Origin of the sequence: Vibrio sp. Vb2131 (assembly GCF_033338535.1) — a bacterium.
Taxonomy (GTDB): domain Bacteria; phylum Pseudomonadota; class Gammaproteobacteria; order Enterobacterales; family Vibrionaceae; genus Vibrio; species Vibrio alginolyticus.
Genome location: NZ_JAWOSW010000009.1, coordinates 157,102 through 179,958 on the forward strand (window position 1 = coordinate 157,102; position 22,857 = coordinate 179,958).

The window sequence follows — 22,857 nt, forward strand, 5'->3', positions numbered from 1 at the left end:
AAACCTATGTAATTGCTGTTTTACAGGGTGTAAAGCACAAATTTGACAGGCAATAGATTGTCGTTATGCGATTGCAATGCTGGCATGATAAACATTGCTTGTCATCATGAAAAAACTGCATGAGAAAAATTGTAAATTTCTCTTTATGACCTAAATCAAATTATGTAGAATGCGCGCCATTAGGGTGACGAAAACGTTTGCGTCGGGTCATTCAACAGTTTTTTTGCAACTTTCAGTACTAATCTGAGTCAGGAGATACAGATGCTTAAGCGTGATATGAACATCGCAGATTACGATGCGGAACTGTTCGCAGCTATCCAGGAAGAAACTCTTCGCCAGGAAGAACACATTGAACTTATCGCTTCTGAAAACTACACAAGCCCACGTGTAATGGAAGCGCAAGGTTCTCAGCTAACGAACAAATACGCTGAAGGCTACCCAGGTAAGCGTTACTACGGCGGTTGTGAGTACGTAGATAAAGCTGAAGCACTAGCAATTGAGCGTGCATGCCAACTATTTGGTTGTGAGTACGCTAACGTACAGCCTCACTCAGGTTCTCAAGCAAACAGCGCAGTTTACATGGCGCTTCTTAACCCAGGCGATACAGTTTTAGGCATGAGCCTAGCGCACGGTGGTCACCTAACTCACGGTTCACCAGTAAACTTCTCTGGTAAGCACTACAACGTTATCCCTTACGGTATCGATGAAGCTGGTCAAATCAACTACGACGAGATGGAACAGCTAGCACTTGAACACAAACCTAAGATGATCATCGGTGGTTTCTCTGCTTACTCGCAAATCGTTGATTGGAAACGCATGCGTGAAATCGCTGACAAAGCAGGAGCTTACTTATTTGTTGATATGGCGCACGTAGCTGGTCTTATCGCTGCCGGTGAATACCCAACACCAGTACCGCATGCTCACGTGGTAACAACAACGACGCACAAAACACTAGCAGGTCCTCGCGGTGGTCTTATCTTGTCAAATGCTGGCGAAGATATGTACAAGAAATTGAACTCAGCAGTGTTCCCTGGTGGTCAAGGTGGCCCTCTAATGCACGTTATCGCTGGTAAAGCAGTAGCGTTCAAAGAAGCGATGGAGCCAGAGTTCAAAGCTTATCAAGCTCGCGTAGTGAAAAACGCAAAAGCAATGGTTGGTCAGTTCCAAGAGCGTGGCTACAAAATCGTATCTAACGGTACAGAAAACCACTTGTTCCTTGTTGACCTAATCGACAAAGATATCACTGGTAAAGACGCAGACGCGGCACTAGGTGCAGCAAACATCACTGTAAACAAGAACTCAGTACCAAATGACCCACGCAGCCCATTCGTAACGTCTGGCATTCGTGTAGGTACGCCAGCGATCACTCGCCGTGGCTTCACTGAAGAAGATGCAAAAGAGCTAGCAAACTGGATGTGTGACGTTCTAGATAACATCGGCAACGAAGAAGTTATCGAAGCGACAAAACAGAAAGTGCTAGAAATTTGTAAGCGTCTACCAGTTTACGCCTAACTGCTTTTCATAGAGTGAGTCGATTTCGGTGTCGAACATACTCATTTGCTCGCGCAAACTCCGTGTGTTCTTCTAGAACTCGACTCATCTATTTTGAACATTGATATACTAAAGGCCCTCATTTGAGGGCCTTTTTGTTTGTCTAGCGTTTGGAATGAGATATAGCGAGAGTGTGTGATAAGGGGATGGCTACCAACACTGTCCCTTTTCAATATATCCAAACCACGTCATTCCGACGAGCCGAGGCGAGATCAGGAATCTTGTTGAGGCACACTCTTTTACTCAGAGTTTCCCTAAAAATCCTCAGTATTCTGAAAACAGATTCTGAATCACGTTCGTACCTCGCTGTTCAGAATGACGGTGGTAGAATGGCTTTTTATCATCATTTGCCAGATACAAAAAAGGTTGGCACTGAGCCAACCTTTTCTCTTCAAAACAAGCTTTTCAAAACAAGCGAGAGCTTATTTAATCTCGATACCTTGAGCTTGCATATCGGCATGGTAAGAAGAGCGCACAAATGGACCACACGCTGCATGCGTGAAGCCAAGTTCTAGTGCAACTTCTTTTAGCTCGTCAAACTCTGATGGCGGAACGTAACGTTCTACTGGCAAGTGGTGACGGCTTGGCGCTAGGTACTGGCCTAGAGTCAGCATCGTTACGCCGTGTGCGCGTAGATCTTTCAGTACTTCGATGATTTCTTCTTTGGTTTCACCAAGGCCCATCATCAAACCAGACTTGGTCGGTACATCGGGATGCTGCTCTTTGAACTTCTTAAGAAGCTCAAGTGACCATTTATAGTTCGCACCTGGGCGAGCTTTACGGTAAAGACGTGGCGCGGTTTCTAAGTTGTGGTTGAAGACATCTGGCGGATTGTCTTTCATTAGATCAAGCGCTACATCCATGCGACCACGGAAGTCAGGAACCAGTGTTTCAATCTTAATATGCGGGTTTAACGCACGGATCTCGCGGTTACAATCGGCAAAGTGTTGTGCACCGCCGTCACGCAGATCGTCACGGTCAACAGAAGTGATTACTACGTATTTCAGCTTCATATCGGCAATGGTTTTCGCCAGTTTTTGAGGCTCTTCTGCTTCCGGTGGTAATGGGCGGCCATGAGCAACGTCACAGAAAGGACAACGACGAGTACAAATAGCACCTAAGATCATGAAGGTTGCTGTACCGTGGTTAAAACATTCCGCTAGGTTCGGGCAAGATGCTTCTTCACATACGGAGTGAAGTTTATTCTTACGCATCGCCGCTTTGATGTCTTGAATTCGTTGGCTGTCGGCTGGTAGCTTGATCTTCATCCAATCAGGCTTACGTAGCACTTCTTTCTGCTCTGTAGGCATGTTCTTTACGGGAATCAATGCCATTTTATCGGCGTCACGATATTTAACGCCTTTTTCCATCTGGATTGGTTTGCTCATGCTTTATTACCTTGAGAAGGTGCTTCTGTGCTGAATTCTACTTGCTCATAATCGAGCAAAGTAACGAGTTCTTCTATTAATTGTTTTTCTACGGCTTCTACATTGTCTGGGCCGCCAAATTGGCTGACCTGAACCATTTCCATACCTTCATAACCACAAGGGTTAATACGCAGAAACGGTGTTAAATCCATATTTACGTTCAAGGCTAAACCATGAAACGAGCATCCTTTACGAATGCGTAAACCGAGAGAGCATATTTTCTTACCGGCAACGTAGACACCTGGTGCGTCAGGTCGCGCGGCTGAGTCAATATTGTATGCTTTTAGCGTGTTGATCACGAGGTTCTCGATTGTGGTAACGAGATCTCGTACACCTAATTTTTTACGGCGTAGGTTGATCAAGAAGTAGGCGACCAACTGACCAGGGCCATGATACGTAACCTGGCCTCCGCGATCACTTTGTACAACAGGAATATCGCCAGTGTTAATCAAGTGCTCAGCTTTACCTGCCTGTCCTTGCGTAAATACTGGGTTATGTTCTACCAACCAGACTTCATCACGGGTTTCTTCTGTGCGTTGGTCGGTGAACTCATGCATCGCCTTCCATACAGGCTCATAGTCTTGGCGGCCAAGTCGTTTTACAACAAGTTGGTGTTGCATGGGAATTCCTGTTGCTAATATATAAAGTTTTTGGATTATAAACCGGATAACCCTGATGCTCTACCGCTGCGTAACAGATTTTTAACTGAAAGCGATGTAAAGCCTCGTTATCTCTTTGATAAATAAAAAGAAAGCAGCCAAGGCTGCTTTCAAAAAAAATTTAATATATCAAAAAATTATAGAACCATGCGTACGATGTCAATTTCACCTAACTCTTTGTACAGTGTCTCAACCTGCTCGATAGAGGTTGCAGTAATGTTGATTGACACAGAGTGGTAGTTGCCCTTAGCACTTGGTTTAACGGTCGGGCTGTAGTCACCTGGAGCATGGCGCTGAATAACTTCAAGAACAAGCTCTGGAAGTTCAGGCTTTGCATGACCCATTACCTTGTAAGTAAATGAACAAGGGAACTCAAGCAGGTCTTTTAATTTTGCATCAGAGTTGATGGTTAGCATATCGATAACTCCAGTAGATATTCGTTGCGGTGCGAAATAGTACAGTCAAATTAGGGGGAACTCAAGACGAGGAGCTCAAACTTAAAAAGCCGCCCATTCAGGCGGCTTTGCGAATAAGTTTGCTACTCTAATGTTCTTTTTAGAAGAAGCTCTTGAATAACAATACGATGTAATCCCACATGCGGCTAAATAGACTACCTTGATCTACGGTTTCTAGTGCCATTAGTGGGTACTCGGCAATATCTTCACCATCGATCTGATAGTATAGCTTACCAACTACATCACCTTTATTAATTGGGGCTTCTAGCTCTTTTTCAAGGACGAAGCTTGCTTTTAGGTTTTTCGCTTCACCACGCGGTAGTGTTACGTAAGTATCTTGGTCAAGACCCAGTGCTACGGTGTCTTTGTTACCCATCCACACTTTTTCTTCTACGAACGTTTCACCTGCTTTGTGCGGTGCCACTGTTTCGAAGAAACGGAAGCCGTAGCTTAGCAGCTTTTTGCTTTCTGACTTACGAGCATTGGCATCTTTAGTACCCATAACGACCGCAACCAAGCGCATTTGACCTTCAGTTGCTGAACTTACTAGGCTGTAACCCGCATTACTTGTGTGACCCGTTTTGATGCCGTCAACGTTCATGCTCTTATCCCAAAGTAGACCGTTACGGTTGTATTGGGTGATGCCGTTGTAAGTAAATTTCTTCTCTGAGTACACTCGGTACTCATTTGGTACGTCACGGATAAGTGCTTTACCTAGCAGTGCCATGTCGTATGGTGTTGAGTACAATTCTGCGTTATCTAAGCCATGAACGTTGGCAAAGTGCGAGTTAGTCATACCCAATGTGTTGGCCCAAGCGTTCATTAGGTCAACAAACGCATCTTCTGAACCTGCAATATGTTCTGCCATCGCAACACAGGCATCGTTACCTGACTGGACGATGATACCTCGGTTCAGGTCACGTACTTTAACTGTTGTGCCTACTTCAATGAACATCTTTGATGAATCAGGGAAGTTTTTCGCCCACGCATTTTTACTGATGGTGACATCATCATCTTCTGAGATATTACCACGCGCTAGCTCTTGGCCGATTACATAGCTGGTCATCATCTTAGTCAGACTAGCTGGAGACAATTTTGTGTTCATCTCTTTCTCTGCCAGTACTTTACCTGAATGGTAATCCATCAGCACGTAGCCCTTCGCCGCGATTTGAGGGGCATCTGGAACAACGATAGGTGATGCAAGAGCAGATTGAGCGAAAGTTGCAGAAAGGGCAACCGAAGAAACGAGAATAGATTTCACAAACTTATTTTTATTCATGGTAATTCAAATTTTTGGGTTAACTGCAGACATCTTATCAGAATCCCTAGTTATGTAAGAGGGGGATCAAAGAGAAATTCATGACACGAGGTCATTTGGCAGTGTTGTGTTTTTTAATAAATGCAGACGAATAGCCGAGCAACTTTACTTTATCTAATGTGGCTTGCGTCAGGGAATAGTCAGTAAATGGCCCTAACAACAAGCGATAAGACTCTTTCGCACTCTCTAGGAAAGTTTCTGTATCCAATTTTTGACCAAGCTCGGTACCTAAAGTTCGCGCGCGTTCTTCATTTTTTGATGATGCCACTTGAATAACGTACCTAGGGTGCGCTTCTAATGACTTTTTGTCCGTGGGCTGATTGATACTGATCACTTCAATTTCCACGTTCGCGGTGCCTGTTTTTATGACATCTAACTTGTGTGCGGCGGCATAGCTTAAATCAATGATACGACCATCGTGAAAAGGACCTCGGTCATTAACTCGTACTACGGTGGTTTTGCCGTTGTCAGTATTGGTAACTTTTACGTAACTTGGTAACGGTAGCGTTTTATGCGCTGCCGTCATTGAGTACATGTCATAGATTTCGCCATTAGAAGTCAAATGACCTTGGAATTTTTTCCCATACCAAGATGCGCGGCCTTTTTCTTTAAAGCCTTTCGCATTGCGAACTATTTTGTAGTCTTTGCCACGCAAGTGGTAATCTTTGTTCCCACCTAGGCTGTACGGTTCATATTTAGGATGCGCATCCTCGATGTGTTCGACTGAAAGCGGTGTATCCGGTGCAACATCGGATTCGAGTTCGTAACGGCCTTCTTGTTCTTTTTGGCTAGTTGATGAACAGCCTGCCAAAATAAGAGCAGAGAAAACCAAGGAATATAAAGCGCGTTTTTGCATGTCTAGGTCGCCTTAGAGAATGCTTTTCGGTGCGTATGAATCGACATCAGAATACCAAAACCAGCCATCAAGGTTACCATTGATGTGCCGCCATAACTGATGAGTGGCAACGGTACACCTACTACAGGTAGGATGCCACTTACCATGCCAATATTTACAAAAATATACACGAAGAAGCTGAGTACAATACTGCCTGCCATCATTCGTCCAAATGCGGTTTGCGCTTGGCTGGCGAGATATAAACCTCGTCCAATAATAAATAGATAGATGGCTAAAAGGCAAAGGAAGCCAATCATACCCCATTCTTCAGCAATTACTGCAAAGATAAAGTCAGTGTGTCGTTCAGGAAGAAATTCTAGTTGTGACTGCGTACCTTGCAACCAACCTTTGCCGGAAATACCGCCGGAGCCAATCGCAATTTTACTCTGAATAATGTGGTAGCCCGCTCCTAGCGGATCAGACTCCGGGTTAAATAGAGTACGAACTCGCACTTTTTGATACTCTCGCATCAAGAAAAACCACAGAATTGGAATGAAACCACCTAATGCAATCGCAGCACCAGCAATTATTTTCCAGCTAATGCCGGCGAGGAAGATAACAAAAATACCGGAAGCCGCGATCAGGATTGAGGTACCTAAGTCAGGCTGCTTTGCAATGAGAATGGTTGGTAAGCAGACCATAATCAGTGCAACAATGAGTGTTTTTAGCGTTGGTGGAAGGGGCTGTCTACCGACATAGCGAGCCACCATTAATGGCACTGCGAGCTTCAATAGCTCTGACGGTTGAAAGCGCACAAAACCGAGGTTAAGCCAACGCTGCGCGCCTTTCGATGCTTCACCGAAAAACAGCACGCCGAAAAGTAGTATAACGCCACCAACGAACATCAAAGGTGCCAAGCTTTCGTAAGTTCGTGGAGAAAGCTGTGCAAGGACGAGCATCACAACGAGTGAAAGCACCATTCGCATGGCTTGGCGATCCATCATCAGTAAACTTTGGCCACTGGCGCTGTACATGATCACCAGGCCAAACCCCATCAGGGCCAGTATGCCAAGTAGGAGTGGTAAGTCGATATGGAAGCGTTCAAACAGGGCGCGATTTTTACCTGTAGAGGGATCCATCTTCATTACTGTTTTACCTCTTTCTTCGCATTGTTTTCAGGCTCAATTTCTTCTGGACCAAGAACGACTCGGTCAAAAATTTTCCTTACTACTGGGGCACCGTTACTAGAACCACCACCGGCATTTTCTAGTACTACAGTGACGACCACTTTAGGATCATCAAATGGTGCAAAGCCAGTAAATAACGCATGGTCACGTAAGTGCTCGGCGATCTCATCGGCGTTGTATTCTTCGTTTTCACCCAGACCGAAGACCTGTGCAGTACCTGATTTACCCGCTGTTTCATAATTCATTTTGTAGAATGAGCGGCGAGCTGTTCCGCGCGTGCCATGGTTTACCCGACGCATGCCTTCTTTCGCCATATCCCAGTACTTTTTAGGCACATTCTTGATTGGTGGGTAAGTCACGTATTCTGTCGTTTTTTGCTCTTCGAAGTCGTTACCATTTTCTATCGTCGCTTTGAGCAAGTGAGGTGCGATCACTTCTCCCTCGTTTACTAATACGGAGGTTGCTTTGGCGATTTGCATTGGTGTTGCTGTCCAATATCCTTGGCCGATACCCACAGGGATCGTATCACCTTTATACCATGGGGTTTTATGGCGAGACATTTTCCAGTCACGAGTCGGCATATTCGCCTTACTTTCTTCGTAGATATCGATGCCAGTGTAATCACCAAAGCCGAACATCATCATCCAATTCGAAATACGGTCAATACCCATGTCATAAGCGATTTGATAGTAGAAGGTATCAACAGACTCTTCGATCGACTTAATGATATCGACGCGTCCGTGCCCCCAACGCAACCAGTCACGGAATGGGCGAGTGTTGGAGTTTGGTATGCGCCAATAACCAGGATCATTTCGCGTGGTGTTAGGTGTGACGACACCTTCTTGCAGCGCGGCTACCGCCATAAATGGTTTGATGGTAGACGCAGGGGGGTAAATGCCAAGTGTAGTGCGGTTGACCAAAGGACGGTTTTTATCGTTCAAAAGGGCGCGATAGTCTTTACCTGAGATTCCGTGCACGAACGAGTTAGGATCGTAGCTAGGGCTCGAAACCATAGCCAGTACGCCGTTGTCTCTAGGATCGATCACTACAGCACTGCCTCGGCGGCCGTCCAATAATTGGTGTACGTACAACTGCAAGTTGATATCAAGGTTTAAAACGATGTCTTTTCCGGGTACAGGTGGAACGTACTTTAAGGTACGAATTACTCGGCCGCGGCTGTTTACCTCGACTTCTTGATATCCGGCTGTACCGTGTAAGAGGTCTTCGTAGTATTTTTCAATACCCAGCTTACCAATGTCGCGAGTGGCTTGATAGTTTGCGTCTTTTTCTTCTCGGATCAGGCGCTGCATGTCGCGATCATTGATTCGAGAAACATACCCAATCACGTGGGTTAAGACTTCGCTGAAAGGGTAGTAGCGCTTTAAGGTCGCACTTATTTCCACACCTGGAAAGCGGTACTGATTGACGGAGAATACCGCTACTTGTTTTTCGTTCAGTTGGGTAAGCAGTGGGACCGATTTAAATCGACGAGTCCGTTTACGCTCGTGGTGGAAACGTTCAATCTGGTCTGGTGTAATTTCCAGAATAGTTTGTAACTCTTGGATGGTTGCATCAATGTCTTTAATTTTTTCTGGGGTCAGTTCTAAGTTAAAGACGGGACGGTTCTCTGCCAGTAAAACGCCATTTCGGTCATAAATTAGACCTCGGTTAGGCGCGATAGGCACTACTTTGATGCGGTTATCGTTCGAGCGGGTTTGATAGTCTTGAAACTGGTTCACCTGAATGTTGTACATGTTGGCAACCAGAGCTCCCATCAAGACAACAATGCCGATAAAAGCAACAATAGCGCGGCTGGCAAACAGACGCGCTTCGGCTTGATAATCTCGGATTTGACTGCGGCGTTTACGAATCATTAACGCTTGGCTCTAAAGTTAAACAACGATTATTCGCGATGATAAGGGTGGTTAGCGGTGATGCTCCACGCTCGGTATAAGCTTTCTGCCATTACGATACGCACTAGAGGGTGGGGTAGCGTTAAGGCAGATAATGACCAGCTTTGGTCTGCTGCAGCTTTGCATGCAGGAGCGAGTCCTTCGGGACCGCCGATTAATATTGATACATCACGGCCATCTAATTTCCAAGCTTCTAACTGCTCAGCGAGTTGAGGAGTGTCCCATTTTTTACCTGGGATATCTAACGTGACGATACGGTTGCCTTTTGGTACCGCCGCGAGCATCGCTTCTCCTTCTTTTTGCAGGATGCGAGCGATATCGGCATTCTTACCACGCTTGCCAGCAGAGATTTCAATCAACTCCAACGGCATATCATGCGGGAAACGGCGACGATATTCTTGAAAGCCTTCCTCAACCCATTTTGGCATTTTTGTGCCAACAGCAATTAGTTGAATTTTCAAAAGATTAACCCCAGAGTTTTTCTAGCTGGTAGAGTTCGCGGTGCTCTTCTTGCATCACGTGAAGCATGGCGTCGCCCATATCTAGGACTACCCATTCACCTTCGTTTTCACCTTCCATTCCTAGTGGCTCAAGACCGGCTTTTTTCACTTCTGTTGCAACATGGTCAGCGATGGATGAAACGTGGCGTTTGGATGTACCAGTACAGATGATCATGTAATCTGTCACGCTTGATTTATCTTCCACATTTAGGACGATAATGTCTTCCGCTTTCATGTCGTCGGCTTTATCAGCTAAAAAGTCTTTCAGTTCTTCGCGAAGCACTCGGTTTTCCTCGGTTTGTCTCTTATCTCTACAGTGTTTTACATTCTTGCTTGCAAAACAGGTCGCGCACTATATCACGCTTTGATTTTTAAATTGCCAGCTTAATATCAGGAGAGCAGGTTTCTAAGCTCAACTGATGAATAGTTGGCCATACAGACTCGTCATATTGAGTTTTGGCTTTTATCTCTGCTTGAGCCAACAAGGAGAGCAATGCACAAATACGACTCGCCGATAAGCGGGTCAGTGCTGCGTTATAGAGTGGACGCTTGTTTTGCCAAACTCGATATTTCTCAAATACCTGGTTCATTCCCATTTGAGTTAAGTCTTGATGCATATTTAAAAGTTGGCTCAACTCTTTTTGTACACTTCGAATCAAGATCACGGTCTCAACCCCTTCCGCCTCAAGTTGGCGAAGAATGCGTTGTGCACGGTTTGCTTTACCTGCCAGTAAGGCGTCGATCCAGTTAAAGGTAGTGAAGTGATTATGGCGACTTAGGGCTTCCTCTAAACGTATGATGGTCAGCTCACCATCCGGATAGAGTAGGGCCAATTTCTCTAAGCTTTGTGTCAATGCAAATAGGTTACCTTCATGCCATTGAGCCAACATTTGCAGTGATTGCTGATCGGGTTTTAGTCCCAACGTGCGGCAACGTGTCTGAATGAACACAGGTAGGCGTTGAAGGTCTGGCGACAAGCAGCTTACCCAATCGCCTTTTGAGCTTAATGCTTTGAACCATTTCGCATTTTCTTGGGCTTTGGTCAGTTTGCTACCAACAATGACGAGCATGATGTCATCATGAAGCATATCACACAGTGTTTGCAGCTCTTTGCTGACGGCGGTTGTTACGCCACTTTCAGGAATTTCAAGCTCAATCAATTGACGGTTTGAAAACAGGCTCATCGCTTGGAAACAGTCGTAAACTTGGTTCCAGTCGATGCTAGCATCCACCGAAAAACGGTGTTTTTCCTCAAAACCTTGCTGAAACGCTGCCTTTTGGATTGCTTGGCGGCTTTCTTGAATCAGTAACGGCTCATTACCAAAGATTAAGTAAACCTGTTTAATTTGTTTAGTTAAATGATCCGTTAGCTTATCGGCATAAATTCGCATAGTGACTAAGAGTTTTTGTTCGCTGGCTCAGAGATTTGTCCTGCTTCATATTCGGCACGAATACGGCCCAACTGGCGCATCATCTGTTTTGCAGCTTGCAAGCGCATCTCGTCTTCAATTACGTCACGCTCAACAGATTTTGCAAGTGCGGTCAACGGGTTGTCTAGGTAGTTGCGGTTTACTGTTGTCGTAAAGTTTTTAGAACCATAGCCAGGAATTGTCACACGGTATTTTACTACGTATGTCAGCTCTTTTTCTGCTGCACGGCTATTTTGATAAAGCGATAGTGTACGCTCATCGATTGTCGCTTCCGTCAAATGAAGGTTGGGTACCGTCGATGATGGTTGAACAAGTTCAACTTTGTTCAGTTCGAGTTGAGAGCGAACATAGCGAGTTAATTCACTGTATTCATCGTAGCTGGAGAAAGACATAGTGTGCAGCTCTTCCGGTACGGAATACTCGCCGCGAAGGTGAAAACCACAGGCAGAAAGAAGCCCCGCTAATACCAATACCACTGGTAGTTTAATCAAAGAGAAAAAGCGCATTGATTGTATTCATCCTAAATTGAAGGGGTTATTTACCTTAAACCACTCATGTGAATGGTTTGAGGTAAATAAACAGGGTAGCGAACTACCCTGTTTAATGACTCTTGGTTAACAAATAAGTTCGCTAAACAGAGACAAATTGACAGCTGCGATTAGTTTGCAACGATGTTCAGCAGTTTACCTGGAACGTAAATAACTTTACGAATAGTCAGGCCATCAGTGAACTTAACCACGTTTTCGTCGTTTAGACCAAGCTGTTCGATATCGTCTTTAGAGATATCAGCTGGGACTGTTAGCTTCGCACGTAGCTTACCGTTAACTTGAACAACGATAGTTTTTTCGTCTTCAACTAGCGCTTTTTCGTCAAACGTCGGCCATGCCGCGTTATCAATGTCTGTTTCACCTAGTGCTGCCCATAGCTCGTATGAGATATGCGGAGTGATAGGGTAAAGCATGACAACAATAGCTTTCAGTGCTTCGTCAAGGATTGCACGATCTTGCGCAGATTCTTGAGGCGCTTTCGCTAGTTTGTTCATCAGCTCCATGATCGCTGCGATCGCGGTGTTGAATGTTTGACGACGAGCGATATCGTCCGTCACTTTCGCGATAGTCTTGTGAACGTCACGGCGAAGTGCTTTTTGATCACCAGAAAGCGCTGCGGTATCTACTGCTTCTGCTGCGCCTTTCGCTGTGTGCTCTTTCACTAGTTTCCAAACACGTTTTAGGAAGCGGTTCGCACCTTCTACGCCAGACTCTTGCCATTCAAGTGTCATGTCCGCCGGAGACGCGAACATCATGAATAGACGTACTGTGTCAGCGCCGTACTTGTCTACCATTTCTTGAGGGTCGATACCGTTGTTCTTAGACTTAGACATCTTGATCATGCCTGAGTGCGTTACATCACGACCTTCAGTGTCTTTAGCAGAAGTTATGCGGCCTTTACCATCACGTTCAACGGCTACGTCTGTTGGAGCTACCCACTCTTTGCCGCCTTTCTCGTTCTCGAAGTAGAACGCATCAGCTAGTACCATGCCTTGACACAGTAGTTGCTTGAACGGTTCGTCAGAAGTTACGTAACCCGCATCGCGCAGTAGTTTGTGGAAGAAGCGTGAGTACAGTAGGTGCATACAAGCGTGCTCGATACCACCGATGTATTGATCTACTGGTAGCCAGTAGTTTGCTTTTTCTGGGTCTAGGATGTCGTCCGCTTGTGGTGAACAGTAACGCGCGTAGTACCAAGAAGATTCCATGAACGTATCGAACGTATCTGTCTCACGTAGAGCAGGTTCACCGTTAAAGGTTGTCTTCGCCCACTCTTTGTCTGCTTTGATTGGGCTAGTGACGCCGTCCATTACCACGTCTTCTGGAAGAATCACTGGTAGTTGGTCAGCAGGTACTGGGTGAACTTCACCGTCTTCAGTCGTTACCATTGGGATTGGTGCGCCCCAGTAACGTTGACGAGATACACCCCAGTCGCGTAGACGGAAGTTTACAGTCTTAGTGCCTTTGCCCTCTGCTTCTAGCTTCGCTGCGATTGCGTCGAATGCCGCTTGGAATTCTAGGCCATCGAATTCACCTGAATCGAACAGTACACCTTTCTCAGTGTATGCTGCTTCAGAGATGTCTAGCTCGCTGCCATCAGCAGGCTTGATAACTGGCACGATGTCTAGACCGTACTTCGTTGCGAACTCGTAGTCACGTTGGTCGTGCGCAGGTACAGCCATTACCGCGCCTGTACCGTAGTCCATCAGAACGAAGTTTGCTACGTATACTGGTACTTCGCGGCCGTTCAATGGATGAATAGCAGTAAGGCCAGTTGCCATACCTTTCTTCTCCATTGTCGCTAGCTCAGCTTCTGCAACCTTGTTGTTTTTACATTCGTCGATAAACGCTGCAAGCTCTGGATTGTTCTCTGCTGCAAGAGCTGCAAGAGGGTGGCCGGCTGCGATACCCACGTAAGTCACACCCATTAGCGTATCTGGACGTGTTGTGTAAACTTCTAGGTCTTGTTGACCCTTAACTTCAAACTTCAGTTCAACACCTTCAGAACGACCAATCCAGTTGCGCTGCATGGTTTTCACCATTTCAGGCCAACCTTCAAGCTTGTCTAAGTCGTCTAGTAGCTCTTGAGCGTACTCAGTGATTTTGATGAACCATTGAGGGATTTCTTTTTGCTCTACAGGCGTATCACAACGCCAGCAACAACCGTCTTCAACCTGCTCGTTTGCAAGAACAGTTTGGTCGTTAGGACACCAGTTAACAGAAGAAGTCTTTTTGTAAACTAAACCTTTCTCGTAAAGTTTAGTGAAGAACTCTTGTTCCCAGCGGTAGTACTCCGGTGTACATGTTGCGAATTCACGGTTCCAATCGTAACCAAAGCCTAGAAGCTTAAGTTGGTTCTTCATGTATTCGATGTTTTCGTAAGTCCAAGGTGCTGGCGCAGTTTTGTTTTTTACTGCTGCGTTTTCTGCAGGTAGACCGAATGCGTCCCAACCGATTGGTTGCATCACGTTTTTGCCTTGTAGGCGTTGGAAACGAGATATTACATCACCGATAGTGTAGTTGCGCACGTGACCCATGTGCAGTCGACCACTTGGGTATGGGAACATGGACAGACAGTAGAATTTTTCTTTATTTGGGTCTTCACTTACAACAAAGGTTTTGTTGTCATCCCAGTGCTTTTGAACTTTTTGTTCAATATCTTGTGGGTTGTATTGTTCTTGCATCGATGGTATCCGTTATCTTGGAATTTGTGAGTTCGGTTAGAACAGACTTAAATAGATCGTCATAGAATACCTAAAGCTAGGGATCACAACAATAGCCAATCTGTACCCATGCGCCCTTAAGTGACGCAGGTAGGAGAAAGATGGAGGTCAGTTATGCCTAAACGTAAAACAGGTTATGAGGAAATGCTCGAGGATGTGATTGAAACCTTGAAGCACAGTCCGGAAGAAGTTAACAAAGCGATTGAGACGTCGGGCAAAGTGGTGGATGCTGCTAATGACTTGACCAAAGATGAATTGGCTTTAATCAAAGCGTACCTTAAAGCAGACTTAAAAGAGTTTTCAGAGAGTTACGAGGATAGCAAAAGCGGTCCGTTTTACTTAACGATTGCGGATTCGATATGGCAAGGGCTGTTAGAGATTACAGACCGAACTAAAGTTGAGTGGGTTGAGTTGTTCGATGACTTAGAGCATCAAGGGCTATATGAAGCAGGAGAGGTGATAGGCTTAGGCACTTTAGTCTGTGATGAGTGTGGTCACAAGACAACGTATAACCACCCAACAGTAATCATTCCGTGTATTAAGTGTGGTCACAAAGGCTTTACTCGTCAGTCATTAAAGCCATAAATGGCGAGTAACGACTGTATAATGCAATGAATAAAAAAGAGGCTTAGTCGCCTCTTTTTTGTCTTTTCTACTTTCAAGCTGTTATCAGCTCTGTTTTCTTCTTAAACCGAAAGCCAGCGCTAAACTTAACCCTACCCAAATATACAATGGCCAAGTACCAACGATTCGATATGGCGTTTTCCCATCGGTTGGGGTGAGCTCTGCGCGCAGTACTGCAGTTTCAAACTGCGGAACTTGCTCAACGATTTTACCCTTGTGATCGGTTACCGCTGTTAATCCATTGTTAGTCGAGCGGATGAGCGGTTTGCCCAACTCTAAGGCACGCATACGGGCGATCTCCATATGCTGAAGAGGGCCGATAGAGTGACCAAACCATGCATCGTTTGAAAGCGTTAGAATGAAGTCTGTTTCGTCAGTCACATTTTGACGCACTTGCTCATTAAAGATGATCTCATAGCAAAGCGCTGGTGCCATGTGCATGCCATTCGCAACGATGTTTGGCTGCACAAAAGCCCCACGGCTAAACGATGACATCGGTAGGTTAAAGAATGGCGCTAATGGGCGCAAAATATCTTCAAATGGTACAAACTCACCAAACGGTAGTAGGTGATGCTTATGGTAACGTTCGCTTAAATCGAAGCTGTAGTCACCGTATGGTGTGATGCCGAGGGACAGAATACTGTTGTAGAACTGTCGATCTTCAGCTTGGTTGACGACACCGGTGATGATTGCGCTGTTATTCATTTTTGCAGCGCTGTCGATATTGCTCAAAAATGAAGGCACTTCAATTTCAAAAGCGGGAATTGCTGCTTCTGGCCAAACGATAATGTCAGCATCCCAGTTTTCACGAGTTAAGTCAGCGTACTTCATGATGGTTGGCCAGCGTTGACTTGGTAGCCACTTTAGGTTTTGGTCTACGTTACCTTGAATTAGTGCGAGCTTAGTCGTGTCTTCTGGTCGGGGTGTTACCCAATCGTAGTTGCGAATCCCAAAGCCAGTACTGAGTAGCACCGCAGGGATAATCACCATCAGCCACTGCTTATGAATCCATGCATAGGCTAACGCCCCTGCGCTGATAAGGATAAATAGAGTAAGCAGTTCTACGCCGCCAATTGGTGCAAAGCTTGCGAGTGGAGCATCTATCTGGCTATAGCCTAGCCATAACCAAGGGAAGCCAGTCATCACCCAACCACGTAACCAATCACTGATCAGCCATAAAGCAGGTGCAGCGAGAAGTGCTTTTGTGAGCGTAAATTGAGGAAACAGCTTGTTGTTGAGCCAAGCAAATAAGCCTGAATAAACAGCCAAGTAGGCAACAAGCAAGCCCATTAAAAATAAATTGGCAATGAGCGGCATACCGCCAAAACCGGAGATACTGACGTAAACCCAGCTAACGCCAGTTGCAAATTGACCTAACCCCCAAGCATAACCAATCCATAGTGCGCGTTTCGGAGTTTGGTTAGCAAGAAGAATCAGTAGAATTGCTGGGCTAAGAATGGCAATAGGCCACAGCTGGTAAGGAGCGAAAGCGAGTGTAGTAGAGGCGCCAACAAAAGCGGCCACTAAGGGCCGCTTAAGGCGATGAAAGAGTTCATTCATCATTGTAATTTCTGAGATTCCCAATGGGTATCGCGTTACTCTTGAGTGGCTTCAACCAGGGTTTCTTCGTCTGGGATCGTCACTTGGAGTTGAATGACACGACGGTTATCGGCAGCGGTGACTTTGAAGTTGTAGCCTTCAATTTCAACCAGTTCACCACGAGAAGGTAAGTGACCAAAGGCAGTCATGACCATACCACCAACGGTATCAACTTCCTCATCGCTGAAGTTGGTTCCGAATGTCTCATTAAACTCTTCGATGGTTGTCAGCGCTCTGACAGCAAACGTATGCTTGCTCAGCTTACGAATGTCCGTCTCTTCACTTTCATCGAATTCATCTTCAATATCCCCGACGATTTCCTCAAGGATATCTTCAATGGTCACAAGACCAGAAACACCACCGAATTCATCGACAACAATGGCCATATGATAACGTTCTTCACGGAATTCTTTCAGCAGTCGATCAACGCGTTTACTTTCCGGTACTACAACCGCTGGTCGAATGACTTCTTCGATATCAAATGGATTGCTGCCTGAGCCTAAGTATTTAAGTAAGTCCTTCGCTAGAAGTATGCCTTCCACATGGTCTTTATCTTCGCTGATCACAGGGTAGCGAGAGTGTTGAGCATCGGTAATCAAAGCAACCAAGGTATCAAGGTCGTGAGTACGCTCAACGGTAACCATTTGCGAACGCGGGATCATAATGTCACGCACACGCATTTCGGAGATTTCCATAACACCTTCGAGCATATCGCGAGTGTCATGGTCAATCAGGTCGTTAACTTCAGAGTCGCGGATAACATCCACAAGCTCTTGGCGATCTTTTGGTTCGCCCTGAAATAGTTGACCTAGACGTTCAAAGAAGGACTTTCTACTCGGACCTTCTGCCTTTTCTTTCTTATCTTCGTTAGAAGAGGGAGAATTATCTTCGTTCATTGTTTCTCAATTAAGTAACGCTATCAGAAGTGTGATAGCACACATAGAGAGGCGAACACGAGAGTCATTTAGGTGGTTCGCCTTTCCCTGTCGAGTGGCCAATAGCTACTCTTTTTCAGCAATGTAAGGATCTTCATAACCCATACCTTGCATGATTTCGGTTTCGAGGGACTCCATCTCTTCGGCTTCGTCATCCTCTATATGATCATAACCTAGCAGATGCAAGCTGCCATGTACAACCATATGCGCCCAATGTGCTAGCAGAGGCTTGCTCTGTTCAACCGCCTCTTTTTCAACAACTTGGCGGCAAATAATCAAATCACCAAGTAAATCTATTTCCATACCAGGAGGTGCTTCAAATGGAAACGACAACACATTAGTTGGTTTATCTTTGCCGCGATACTCATGGTTGAGCGTATGACTTTCTTGTTCATCAACAATACGAATGGTGACTTCGGCTTGTGGCTGGAAGAGAGGGATTGTCTTATCTAGCCACAATTGGAAATCTTGCTGCGAAGGCAGACCTTCTTCATTTTCGACTGCCAGTTGCAGATCAAGTTCAATCGCCATGGTTATTCCTTAGTTGAAGCAACTTGTGCATTCAGTTCGGCTTTTGCTGCTTCTAGTAACTTCGCGTCGCGTTCTTCACGACGGCGTTTCTCGAACTCTTTACGCTCTTTCTGGTCTTGTGCTTCCCACTTCTCGTACGCGTTAACGATACGAGCAACCACAGGGTGACGTACAACGTCGTCGGCTAAGAAGAAGTTAAAGCTGATGTCGTCAACTTCGCTTAGTACTTCAATAGCATGACGAAGACCCGATTTCGCACCACGAGGTAAGTCAATCTGCGTGACATCACCAGTGATAACCGCGCGAGAGTTAAAACCAATACGCGTTAGGAACATCTTCATCTGCTCAACAGTGGTGTTCTGACTCTCATCAAGAATGATGAAGGCGTCGTTTAGAGTACGACCACGCATGTAAGCAAGAGGGGCAACCTCAATCACGTTACGTTCAATCAGCTTCTCTACGCGCTCAAAGCCCAGCATTTCAAATAGGGCGTCGTATAGCGGACGTAGGTATGGGTCGACTTTCTGGCTTAAATCACCAGGTAGGAAGCCCAATTTCTCACCAGCTTCAACCGCTGGACGAGTAAGTAGAATACGGCGGATCTCTTGGCGCTCTAGTGCGTCAACAGCTGCTGCTACAGCAAGGTAGGTTTTACCTGTACCTGCCGGGCCAATACCAAAAGAAATATCATGCGTGACCATGTTAACCAAGTACTGCGCTTGGTTTGGCGTACGTGGTTTGATCACACCTTTCTTGGTTTTGACGAAGACTTCTTTACCATGCTCGATATTAGACTCAGTATTCTGCTCAAGAACACCAGACTCTTTGATCGCTAGATGGATTTGCTCAGGCTCAATATCTGGGATCTCGCCTCGTACAGGTGCGGTATCAACATATAGAGTTTTCAGGATATCCAGCGCAGCTGATGCGGTATGAGGTTTACCGACAATCGTAAAGTGGTCACTACGGTGGTTAATTTCAACGCCTAGACGACGTTCTAAATGCTTGATGTTGTCATCGAATGGACCGCACAGGCTAGCTAGTCGGCGGTTGTCTGAAGGTTCTAGGTTAATTTCTAGAGTTACGATTTTATTGCTCAATGTTGCCTCTCATTTTTTGCCACTTAGTGAGAGCCTGATAACGACCAGGCTCTCTATGGCTATTTATACGAGCTTACGGCGTAAAAGTAGCTACACCCAGCTCATCTTCGCGACGTGTTTTCGCCATCATCTGCGTTGGGGAAATCACACTACGAAGATCCATGTCTTTTTCAGTACGTACTAGCTCACCACGCAGTGAGTTTGCAAATACGTCTACGATCTTCACATCAACGAACTGACCAATTAGGTCTGCACTACCTTCAAAGTTTACTACACGGTTGTTTTCTGTACGAGCGCGTAGTTCCATTAGGTTTTTCTTCGAAGGACCTTCAACTAGAACACGTTGTTCTGTGCCAAGCATTAAGCGAGAGTAACGCATCGCTTGAGCATTGATAGTTTGCTGTAGTTCGTAAAGGCGCTCTTTCTTCACTTGTTCTGACACATCACAAGGGTAATCCGCTGCTGGCGTACCTGGACGTGGAGAGAAAATAAAGCTGAAGCTCATGTCAAAGTCTACATCTTTGATTAGCTTCATGGTGTCTTGGAAGTCTTTGTCTGTCTCACCAGGGAAACCAACAATAAAGTCTGAACTGATTTGAATATCAGGACGAGCTTTACGCAGTTTACGGATGATCGATTTGTATTCGATAGCGGTGTGAGGGCGTTTCATCATCGTTAGGATACGGTCACTACCACTTTGCACAGGTAAGTGCAGGAAGCTCACAAGTTCTGGCGTATCTTCGTATACTGCGATGATGTCGTCTGTGAATTCTAACGGGTGGCTCGTCGTGAAACGAATACGGTCGATACCATCGATAGACGCAACCAAACGAAGCAGTTCTGCAAATGAACAGATCTCACCATCGTGCATAGGACCACGGTACGCGTTTACGTTTTGACCCAGAAGGTTTACTTCACGTACGCCTTGTTCAGCAAGTTGGGCGATTTCGAACAGTACGTCATCCATTGGACGGCTTACTTCTTCACCACGAGTGTACGGTACGACACAGTAAGTACAGTACTTAGAGCAGCCTTCCATAATAGAAACGAATGCTGTCGCACCTTCAGCGCGAGGTTCAGGTAGGCGGTCGAATTTTTCGATCTCTGGGAACGAAATGTCCATAACTGGTGCATCATCGGACTGAGATTGTTTGATCATCTCAGGTAGGCGGTGCAAAGTTTGTGGGCCAAAAATAACGTCAACGTATGGTGCACGTTCACGAATATGGTCACCTTCTTGCGTTGCTACACAACCACCTACACCGATAACTACGCCAGGTTTTTTATCTTTTAGTGTTTTCCAGCGGCCTAGCTGGTGGAAAACTTTCTCTTGCGCTTTTTCACGGATCGAACAGGTGTTAAGTAGAAGTACGTCTGCTTCCTCTGGCTCTTCCGTCAGCTCGTAGCCGTTTGCAGCATTAAGCAGGTCGGCCATTTTTGATGAATCGTATTCGTTCATCTGGCAGCCCCAGGTTTTAATTAGCAGTTTCTTACTCATCTCACTTTCGCTCGTTCAGTTGTACTTAAATCGGAGAGCTATTGCTCAAATTATAGCCGCCATCACGGCGGTAAGCGGCGTATTGTACTGCTTTAAAAAGCACCTGACTAGTGATCTAGCTAATTCTCTGCAAAGCCCGATGAAATCTAGTTTTTCGCCCTATGCAGAACAAGGTTTTTTGTTAAACAATTTTGTAAAAATAGCCATGGAAAGTACAATAAAAAACGCCAATTAATCAGCACGATGAAGAGTGAAAAATGAACAAGTATGACATCGCCGTGATCGGTGGCGGTATGGTCGGGGCAGCCGTCGCTGTTGGATTTGCCAAGCAGGGCAGAAGCGTTGTCTTGGTCGAAGGTACAAAACCTAAAGTTTTTGATGCCGCTCAGGCGATGGATATTCGTGTATCTGCAATCTCGCACCAGTCGGTGGAGTTACTTGATTCACTCGGAGCATGGTCAGAGATCAAGAGCATGCGAGTTTGTCCTTATCGGCGGTTAGAAACTTGGGAGCACCCAGAGTGCCGTACTCGTTTTCACTCTGATGAATTGTCATTGGATCAGCTAGGTTACATCGTTGAAAATCGCCTAATCCAATTAGGTCTTTGGCAAGTCTTCTCTAAGTATGAAAATCTAACCGTGATGTGTCCTGAGCGATTAAAAGCCATTGAGTTTGCAGATGTAAATCTTGTGACACTAGAAAGTGGGGCGCAGTTTGAAGCTAACTGGGTGATTGGTGCTGATGGTGCAAACTCTAAAGTTCGTCAATTGGCTGGAATTGGTGTAACTGCGTGGGATTACCGACAACACTGCATGTTGATTAACGTGAAAACAGAATTGCCTCAGCAAGATATTACTTGGCAACAATTTACACCTTCAGGCCCACGTTCATTTTTACCTCTGTGCTCTTTGAGTAACGACGATGGTCAAATAGTAGGCCAAGGTTCTTTGGTTTGGTATGACTCGCCTAAACGTATTAAACAACTGTGTGCGATGGGTAAACCTCAACTAAGGGAAGAAATCTTACGTCATTTCCCTGCAGAATTAGGCGATATTGAAGTTTTACAGTTTGGCTCATTCCCACTCACTCGTCGTCATGCGCAAAGCTACTCAAGCAAAAATTGCGTATTAGTGGGTGACTCTGCCCATACGATCAACCCGCTTGCAGGGCAAGGGGTAAACTTAGGCTTCAAAGATGTAGACGTTCTCCTTTCGGTAACAGAACAACAAGAAAAGCTGGAAGATACCTTACTCGCGAAATACGAACGCGCACGTCGACCTGACAACTTACTCATGCAGACGGGCATGGACTTTTTCTATAAAGGTTTTAGCAACGATCTAGGGCCATTGAAGTTCGTACGTAATGCTGCATTGAAGCTTGCTGAAAACTCAGGGCCAATTAAGGCTCAAGTACTGAAATACGCGTTAGGTATGTAGTAAGCTACTCAAATCACAGATAGAAAAAAAGCGAGCCATGAGCTCGCTTTTTTAATTCGGCAAATCTAATGATTTCCCGAGTCCAGAACCAAAAAAAGAAAAAACCCAGCAAAGTCATGCTGGGTTTTCCGATAATGGTGCGGAAGGAGAGACTTGAACTCTCACACCTTGCGGCGCCAGAACCTAAATCTGGTGCGTCTACCAATTCCGCCACTTCCGCAACTTAATCTATAGATATCAAGATAATTGGTAAAATCTCAATATCGTTGTATATGGCAGGGCTACCTGGATTCGAACCAGGGAATGGCGGCATCAAAAGCCGCTGCCTTACCGCTTGGCGATAGCCCTACAGCGTAAATAGTCAAAGACTACTTAACCTCTCTTATCGAGAGAAAGAATGGTGCGGAAGGAGAGACTTGAACTCTCACACCTTACGGCGCCAGAACCTAAATCTGGTGCGTCTACCAATTCCGCCACTTCCGCGTATTCTGATAGTGTAGATTAATTTAAGATGGTGCGGAAGGAGAGACTTGAACTCTCACACCTTGCGGCGCCAGAACCTAAATCTGGTGCGTCTACCAATTCCGC

The 22,857-nt window shown here is 45.6% G+C and carries 20 protein-coding genes and 3 tRNA genes; 3 read left to right on the forward strand and 20 right to left on the reverse strand.

Annotated elements, in window-relative coordinates:
- Positions 1 to 261 precede the first annotated feature (261 nt).
- Positions 262 to 1,512 (forward strand): serine hydroxymethyltransferase, encoded by a 1,251-nt coding sequence (gene glyA, locus R7E38_RS12095; RefSeq protein WP_005381985.1) that lies wholly within the window; start codon positions 262 to 264, stop codon positions 1,510 to 1,512.
- Positions 1,513 to 1,973: 461 nt separating this feature from the next.
- On the opposite strand, the gene lipA is transcribed toward glyA, so the two are convergent.
- The 12 genes from lipA to leuS form a co-directional block, all read right to left on the reverse strand.
- Positions 1,974 to 2,939, reverse strand: a complete 966-nt coding sequence (gene lipA / locus R7E38_RS12100; RefSeq protein ID WP_005391329.1) for a lipoyl synthase — start codon at positions 2,937 to 2,939, stop codon at positions 1,974 to 1,976.
- Positions 2,936 to 3,598 carry a lipoyl(octanoyl) transferase LipB gene (gene lipB, locus R7E38_RS12105; protein ID WP_005384137.1) on the reverse strand — a complete coding sequence of 221 codons (663 nt, stop codon included), beginning with the start codon at positions 3,596 to 3,598 and terminating at the stop codon, positions 2,936 to 2,938. Before lipB ends, lipA begins: the two co-directional genes overlap by 4 nt.
- A 176-nt stretch (positions 3,599 to 3,774) precedes the next feature.
- On the reverse strand, positions 3,775 to 4,053 hold the full coding sequence (ybeD, locus tag R7E38_RS12110) for a DUF493 family protein YbeD (RefSeq protein ID WP_005384135.1): 279 nt from the start codon (positions 4,051 to 4,053) through the stop codon (positions 3,775 to 3,777).
- Between the two features lie 139 nt (positions 4,054 to 4,192).
- The gene (locus R7E38_RS12115; RefSeq protein WP_042521229.1) at positions 4,193 to 5,371 is read right to left on the reverse strand and encodes a serine hydrolase; all 1,179 of its coding nucleotides are present in this window, start codon (positions 5,369 to 5,371) and stop codon (positions 4,193 to 4,195) included.
- Between the two features lie 91 nt (positions 5,372 to 5,462).
- Entirely contained in the window at positions 5,463 to 6,266 is an 804-nt protein-coding gene (locus R7E38_RS12120; protein WP_005384131.1) for a septal ring lytic transglycosylase RlpA family protein, read from the reverse strand.
- A 2-nt stretch (positions 6,267 to 6,268) separates the two neighbouring features.
- Positions 6,269 to 7,390 carry a rod shape-determining protein RodA gene (rodA, locus tag R7E38_RS12125; RefSeq protein ID WP_005373004.1) on the reverse strand — a complete coding sequence of 374 codons (1,122 nt, stop codon included), beginning with the start codon at positions 7,388 to 7,390 and terminating at the stop codon, positions 6,269 to 6,271.
- On the reverse strand, positions 7,390 to 9,306 hold the full coding sequence (gene mrdA / locus R7E38_RS12130; protein ID WP_042521231.1) for a penicillin-binding protein 2: 1,917 nt from the start codon (positions 9,304 to 9,306) through the stop codon (positions 7,390 to 7,392). Before mrdA ends, rodA begins: the two co-directional genes overlap by 1 nt.
- A 29-nt stretch (positions 9,307 to 9,335) precedes the next feature.
- Positions 9,336 to 9,806: a 23S rRNA (pseudouridine(1915)-N(3))-methyltransferase RlmH gene (rlmH, locus tag R7E38_RS12135; protein ID WP_017821762.1), complete on the reverse strand. Its 471-nt coding sequence runs from the start codon at positions 9,804 to 9,806 to the stop codon at positions 9,336 to 9,338.
- 4 nt (positions 9,807 to 9,810) lie between these two features.
- The gene (gene rsfS / locus R7E38_RS12140) at positions 9,811 to 10,128 is read right to left on the reverse strand and encodes a ribosome silencing factor (RefSeq protein WP_005373015.1); all 318 of its coding nucleotides are present in this window, start codon (positions 10,126 to 10,128) and stop codon (positions 9,811 to 9,813) included.
- 88 nt (positions 10,129 to 10,216) lie between these two features.
- Positions 10,217 to 11,236 (reverse strand): DNA polymerase III subunit delta, encoded by a 1,020-nt coding sequence (holA, locus tag R7E38_RS12145; protein ID WP_226084103.1) that lies wholly within the window; start codon positions 11,234 to 11,236, stop codon positions 10,217 to 10,219.
- Positions 11,237 to 11,241: 5 nt separating this feature from the next.
- Entirely contained in the window at positions 11,242 to 11,781 is a 540-nt protein-coding gene (lptE, locus tag R7E38_RS12150; RefSeq protein WP_005384122.1) for an LPS assembly lipoprotein LptE, read from the reverse strand.
- A gap of 152 nt (positions 11,782 to 11,933) precedes the next feature.
- The gene (gene leuS / locus R7E38_RS12155; RefSeq protein WP_226084102.1) at positions 11,934 to 14,507 is read right to left on the reverse strand and encodes a leucine--tRNA ligase; all 2,574 of its coding nucleotides are present in this window, start codon (positions 14,505 to 14,507) and stop codon (positions 11,934 to 11,936) included.
- A gap of 153 nt (positions 14,508 to 14,660) precedes the next feature.
- Between leuS and R7E38_RS12160 the strand changes: the two genes are divergently transcribed.
- A complete protein-coding gene (locus R7E38_RS12160; RefSeq protein ID WP_005373024.1) occupies positions 14,661 to 15,131 on the forward strand; it encodes a zinc ribbon-containing protein in 471 nt (156 codons plus the stop codon).
- 84 nt (positions 15,132 to 15,215) lie between these two features.
- Here the strand turns inward: R7E38_RS12160 and lnt are convergent, their stop codons facing one another.
- The 5 genes from lnt to miaB form a co-directional block, all read right to left on the reverse strand.
- Complete coding sequence (gene lnt, locus R7E38_RS12165) at positions 15,216 to 16,733, reverse strand: apolipoprotein N-acyltransferase (protein ID WP_005384119.1); 1,518 nt, start codon at positions 16,731 to 16,733, stop codon at positions 15,216 to 15,218.
- A 32-nt stretch (positions 16,734 to 16,765) separates the two neighbouring features.
- The gene (gene corC, locus R7E38_RS12170) at positions 16,766 to 17,665 is read right to left on the reverse strand and encodes a CNNM family magnesium/cobalt transport protein CorC (protein ID WP_005384118.1); all 900 of its coding nucleotides are present in this window, start codon (positions 17,663 to 17,665) and stop codon (positions 16,766 to 16,768) included.
- Positions 17,666 to 17,770: 105 nt separating this feature from the next.
- Positions 17,771 to 18,235: an rRNA maturation RNase YbeY gene (ybeY, locus tag R7E38_RS12175; RefSeq protein ID WP_005373030.1), complete on the reverse strand. Its 465-nt coding sequence runs from the start codon at positions 18,233 to 18,235 to the stop codon at positions 17,771 to 17,773.
- A 2-nt stretch (positions 18,236 to 18,237) separates the two neighbouring features.
- Positions 18,238 to 19,335 (reverse strand): PhoH family protein, encoded by a 1,098-nt coding sequence (locus tag R7E38_RS12180; protein ID WP_005373033.1) that lies wholly within the window; start codon positions 19,333 to 19,335, stop codon positions 18,238 to 18,240.
- A gap of 73 nt (positions 19,336 to 19,408) precedes the next feature.
- A complete protein-coding gene (miaB, locus tag R7E38_RS12185; protein WP_005373038.1) occupies positions 19,409 to 20,833 on the reverse strand; it encodes a tRNA (N6-isopentenyl adenosine(37)-C2)-methylthiotransferase MiaB in 1,425 nt (474 codons plus the stop codon).
- 257 nt (positions 20,834 to 21,090) lie between these two features.
- On the opposite strand from miaB, the gene R7E38_RS12190 reads away from it, so the two are divergent.
- The gene (locus R7E38_RS12190) at positions 21,091 to 22,269 is read left to right on the forward strand and encodes a 2-octaprenyl-3-methyl-6-methoxy-1,4-benzoquinol hydroxylase (RefSeq protein ID WP_064369039.1); all 1,179 of its coding nucleotides are present in this window, start codon (positions 21,091 to 21,093) and stop codon (positions 22,267 to 22,269) included.
- A gap of 135 nt (positions 22,270 to 22,404) precedes the next feature.
- On the opposite strand, the gene R7E38_RS12195 is transcribed toward R7E38_RS12190, so the two are convergent.
- The 3 genes from R7E38_RS12195 to R7E38_RS12205 all read right to left on the reverse strand — a co-directional run bounded on the left by R7E38_RS12195 (position 22,405) and on the right by R7E38_RS12205 (position 22,752).
- Positions 22,405 to 22,489: transfer RNA gene (locus tag R7E38_RS12195), tRNA-Leu, on the reverse strand.
- 53 nt (positions 22,490 to 22,542) lie between these two features.
- Positions 22,543 to 22,617, reverse strand: a tRNA-Gln gene (locus tag R7E38_RS12200).
- Between the two features lie 50 nt (positions 22,618 to 22,667).
- Positions 22,668 to 22,752, reverse strand: a tRNA-Leu gene (locus tag R7E38_RS12205).
- Positions 22,753 to 22,857 lie beyond the last annotated feature (105 nt).

Coding starts and splice junctions, on each gene's coding strand:
- R7E38_RS12160 (WP_005373024.1), top strand. CDS start 14,661: ATGCCTAAACGTAAAACAGGTTATGAGGAAATGCTCGAGGATGTGATT.
- mrdA (WP_042521231.1), bottom strand. CDS start 9,306: ATGATTCGTAAACGCCGCAGTCAAATCCGAGATTATCAAGCCGAAGCG.
- lipB (WP_005384137.1), bottom strand. CDS start 3,598: ATGCAACACCAACTTGTTGTAAAACGACTTGGCCGCCAAGACTATGAG.
- corC (WP_005384118.1), bottom strand. CDS start 17,665: ATGAACGAAGATAATTCTCCCTCTTCTAACGAAGATAAGAAAGAAAAG.
- leuS (WP_226084102.1), bottom strand. CDS start 14,507: ATGCAAGAACAATACAACCCACAAGATATTGAACAAAAAGTTCAAAAG.
- rodA (WP_005373004.1), bottom strand. CDS start 7,390: ATGAAGATGGATCCCTCTACAGGTAAAAATCGCGCCCTGTTTGAACGC.
- lptE (WP_005384122.1), bottom strand. CDS start 11,781: ATGCGCTTTTTCTCTTTGATTAAACTACCAGTGGTATTGGTATTAGCG.
- R7E38_RS12120 (WP_005384131.1), bottom strand. CDS start 6,266: ATGCAAAAACGCGCTTTATATTCCTTGGTTTTCTCTGCTCTTATTTTG.
- R7E38_RS12115 (WP_042521229.1), bottom strand. CDS start 5,371: ATGAATAAAAATAAGTTTGTGAAATCTATTCTCGTTTCTTCGGTTGCC.
- lipA (WP_005391329.1), bottom strand. CDS start 2,939: ATGAGCAAACCAATCCAGATGGAAAAAGGCGTTAAATATCGTGACGCC.
- holA (WP_226084103.1), bottom strand. CDS start 11,236: ATGCGAATTTATGCCGATAAGCTAACGGATCATTTAACTAAACAAATT.
- ybeY (WP_005373030.1), bottom strand. CDS start 18,235: ATGGCGATTGAACTTGATCTGCAACTGGCAGTCGAAAATGAAGAAGGT.
- R7E38_RS12190 (WP_064369039.1), top strand. CDS start 21,091: ATGAACAAGTATGACATCGCCGTGATCGGTGGCGGTATGGTCGGGGCA.
- miaB (WP_005373038.1), bottom strand. CDS start 20,833: ATGAGTAAGAAACTGCTAATTAAAACCTGGGGCTGCCAGATGAACGAA.
- glyA (WP_005381985.1), top strand. CDS start 262: ATGCTTAAGCGTGATATGAACATCGCAGATTACGATGCGGAACTGTTC.
- lnt (WP_005384119.1), bottom strand. CDS start 16,733: ATGATGAATGAACTCTTTCATCGCCTTAAGCGGCCCTTAGTGGCCGCT.
- ybeD (WP_005384135.1), bottom strand. CDS start 4,053: ATGCTAACCATCAACTCTGATGCAAAATTAAAAGACCTGCTTGAGTTC.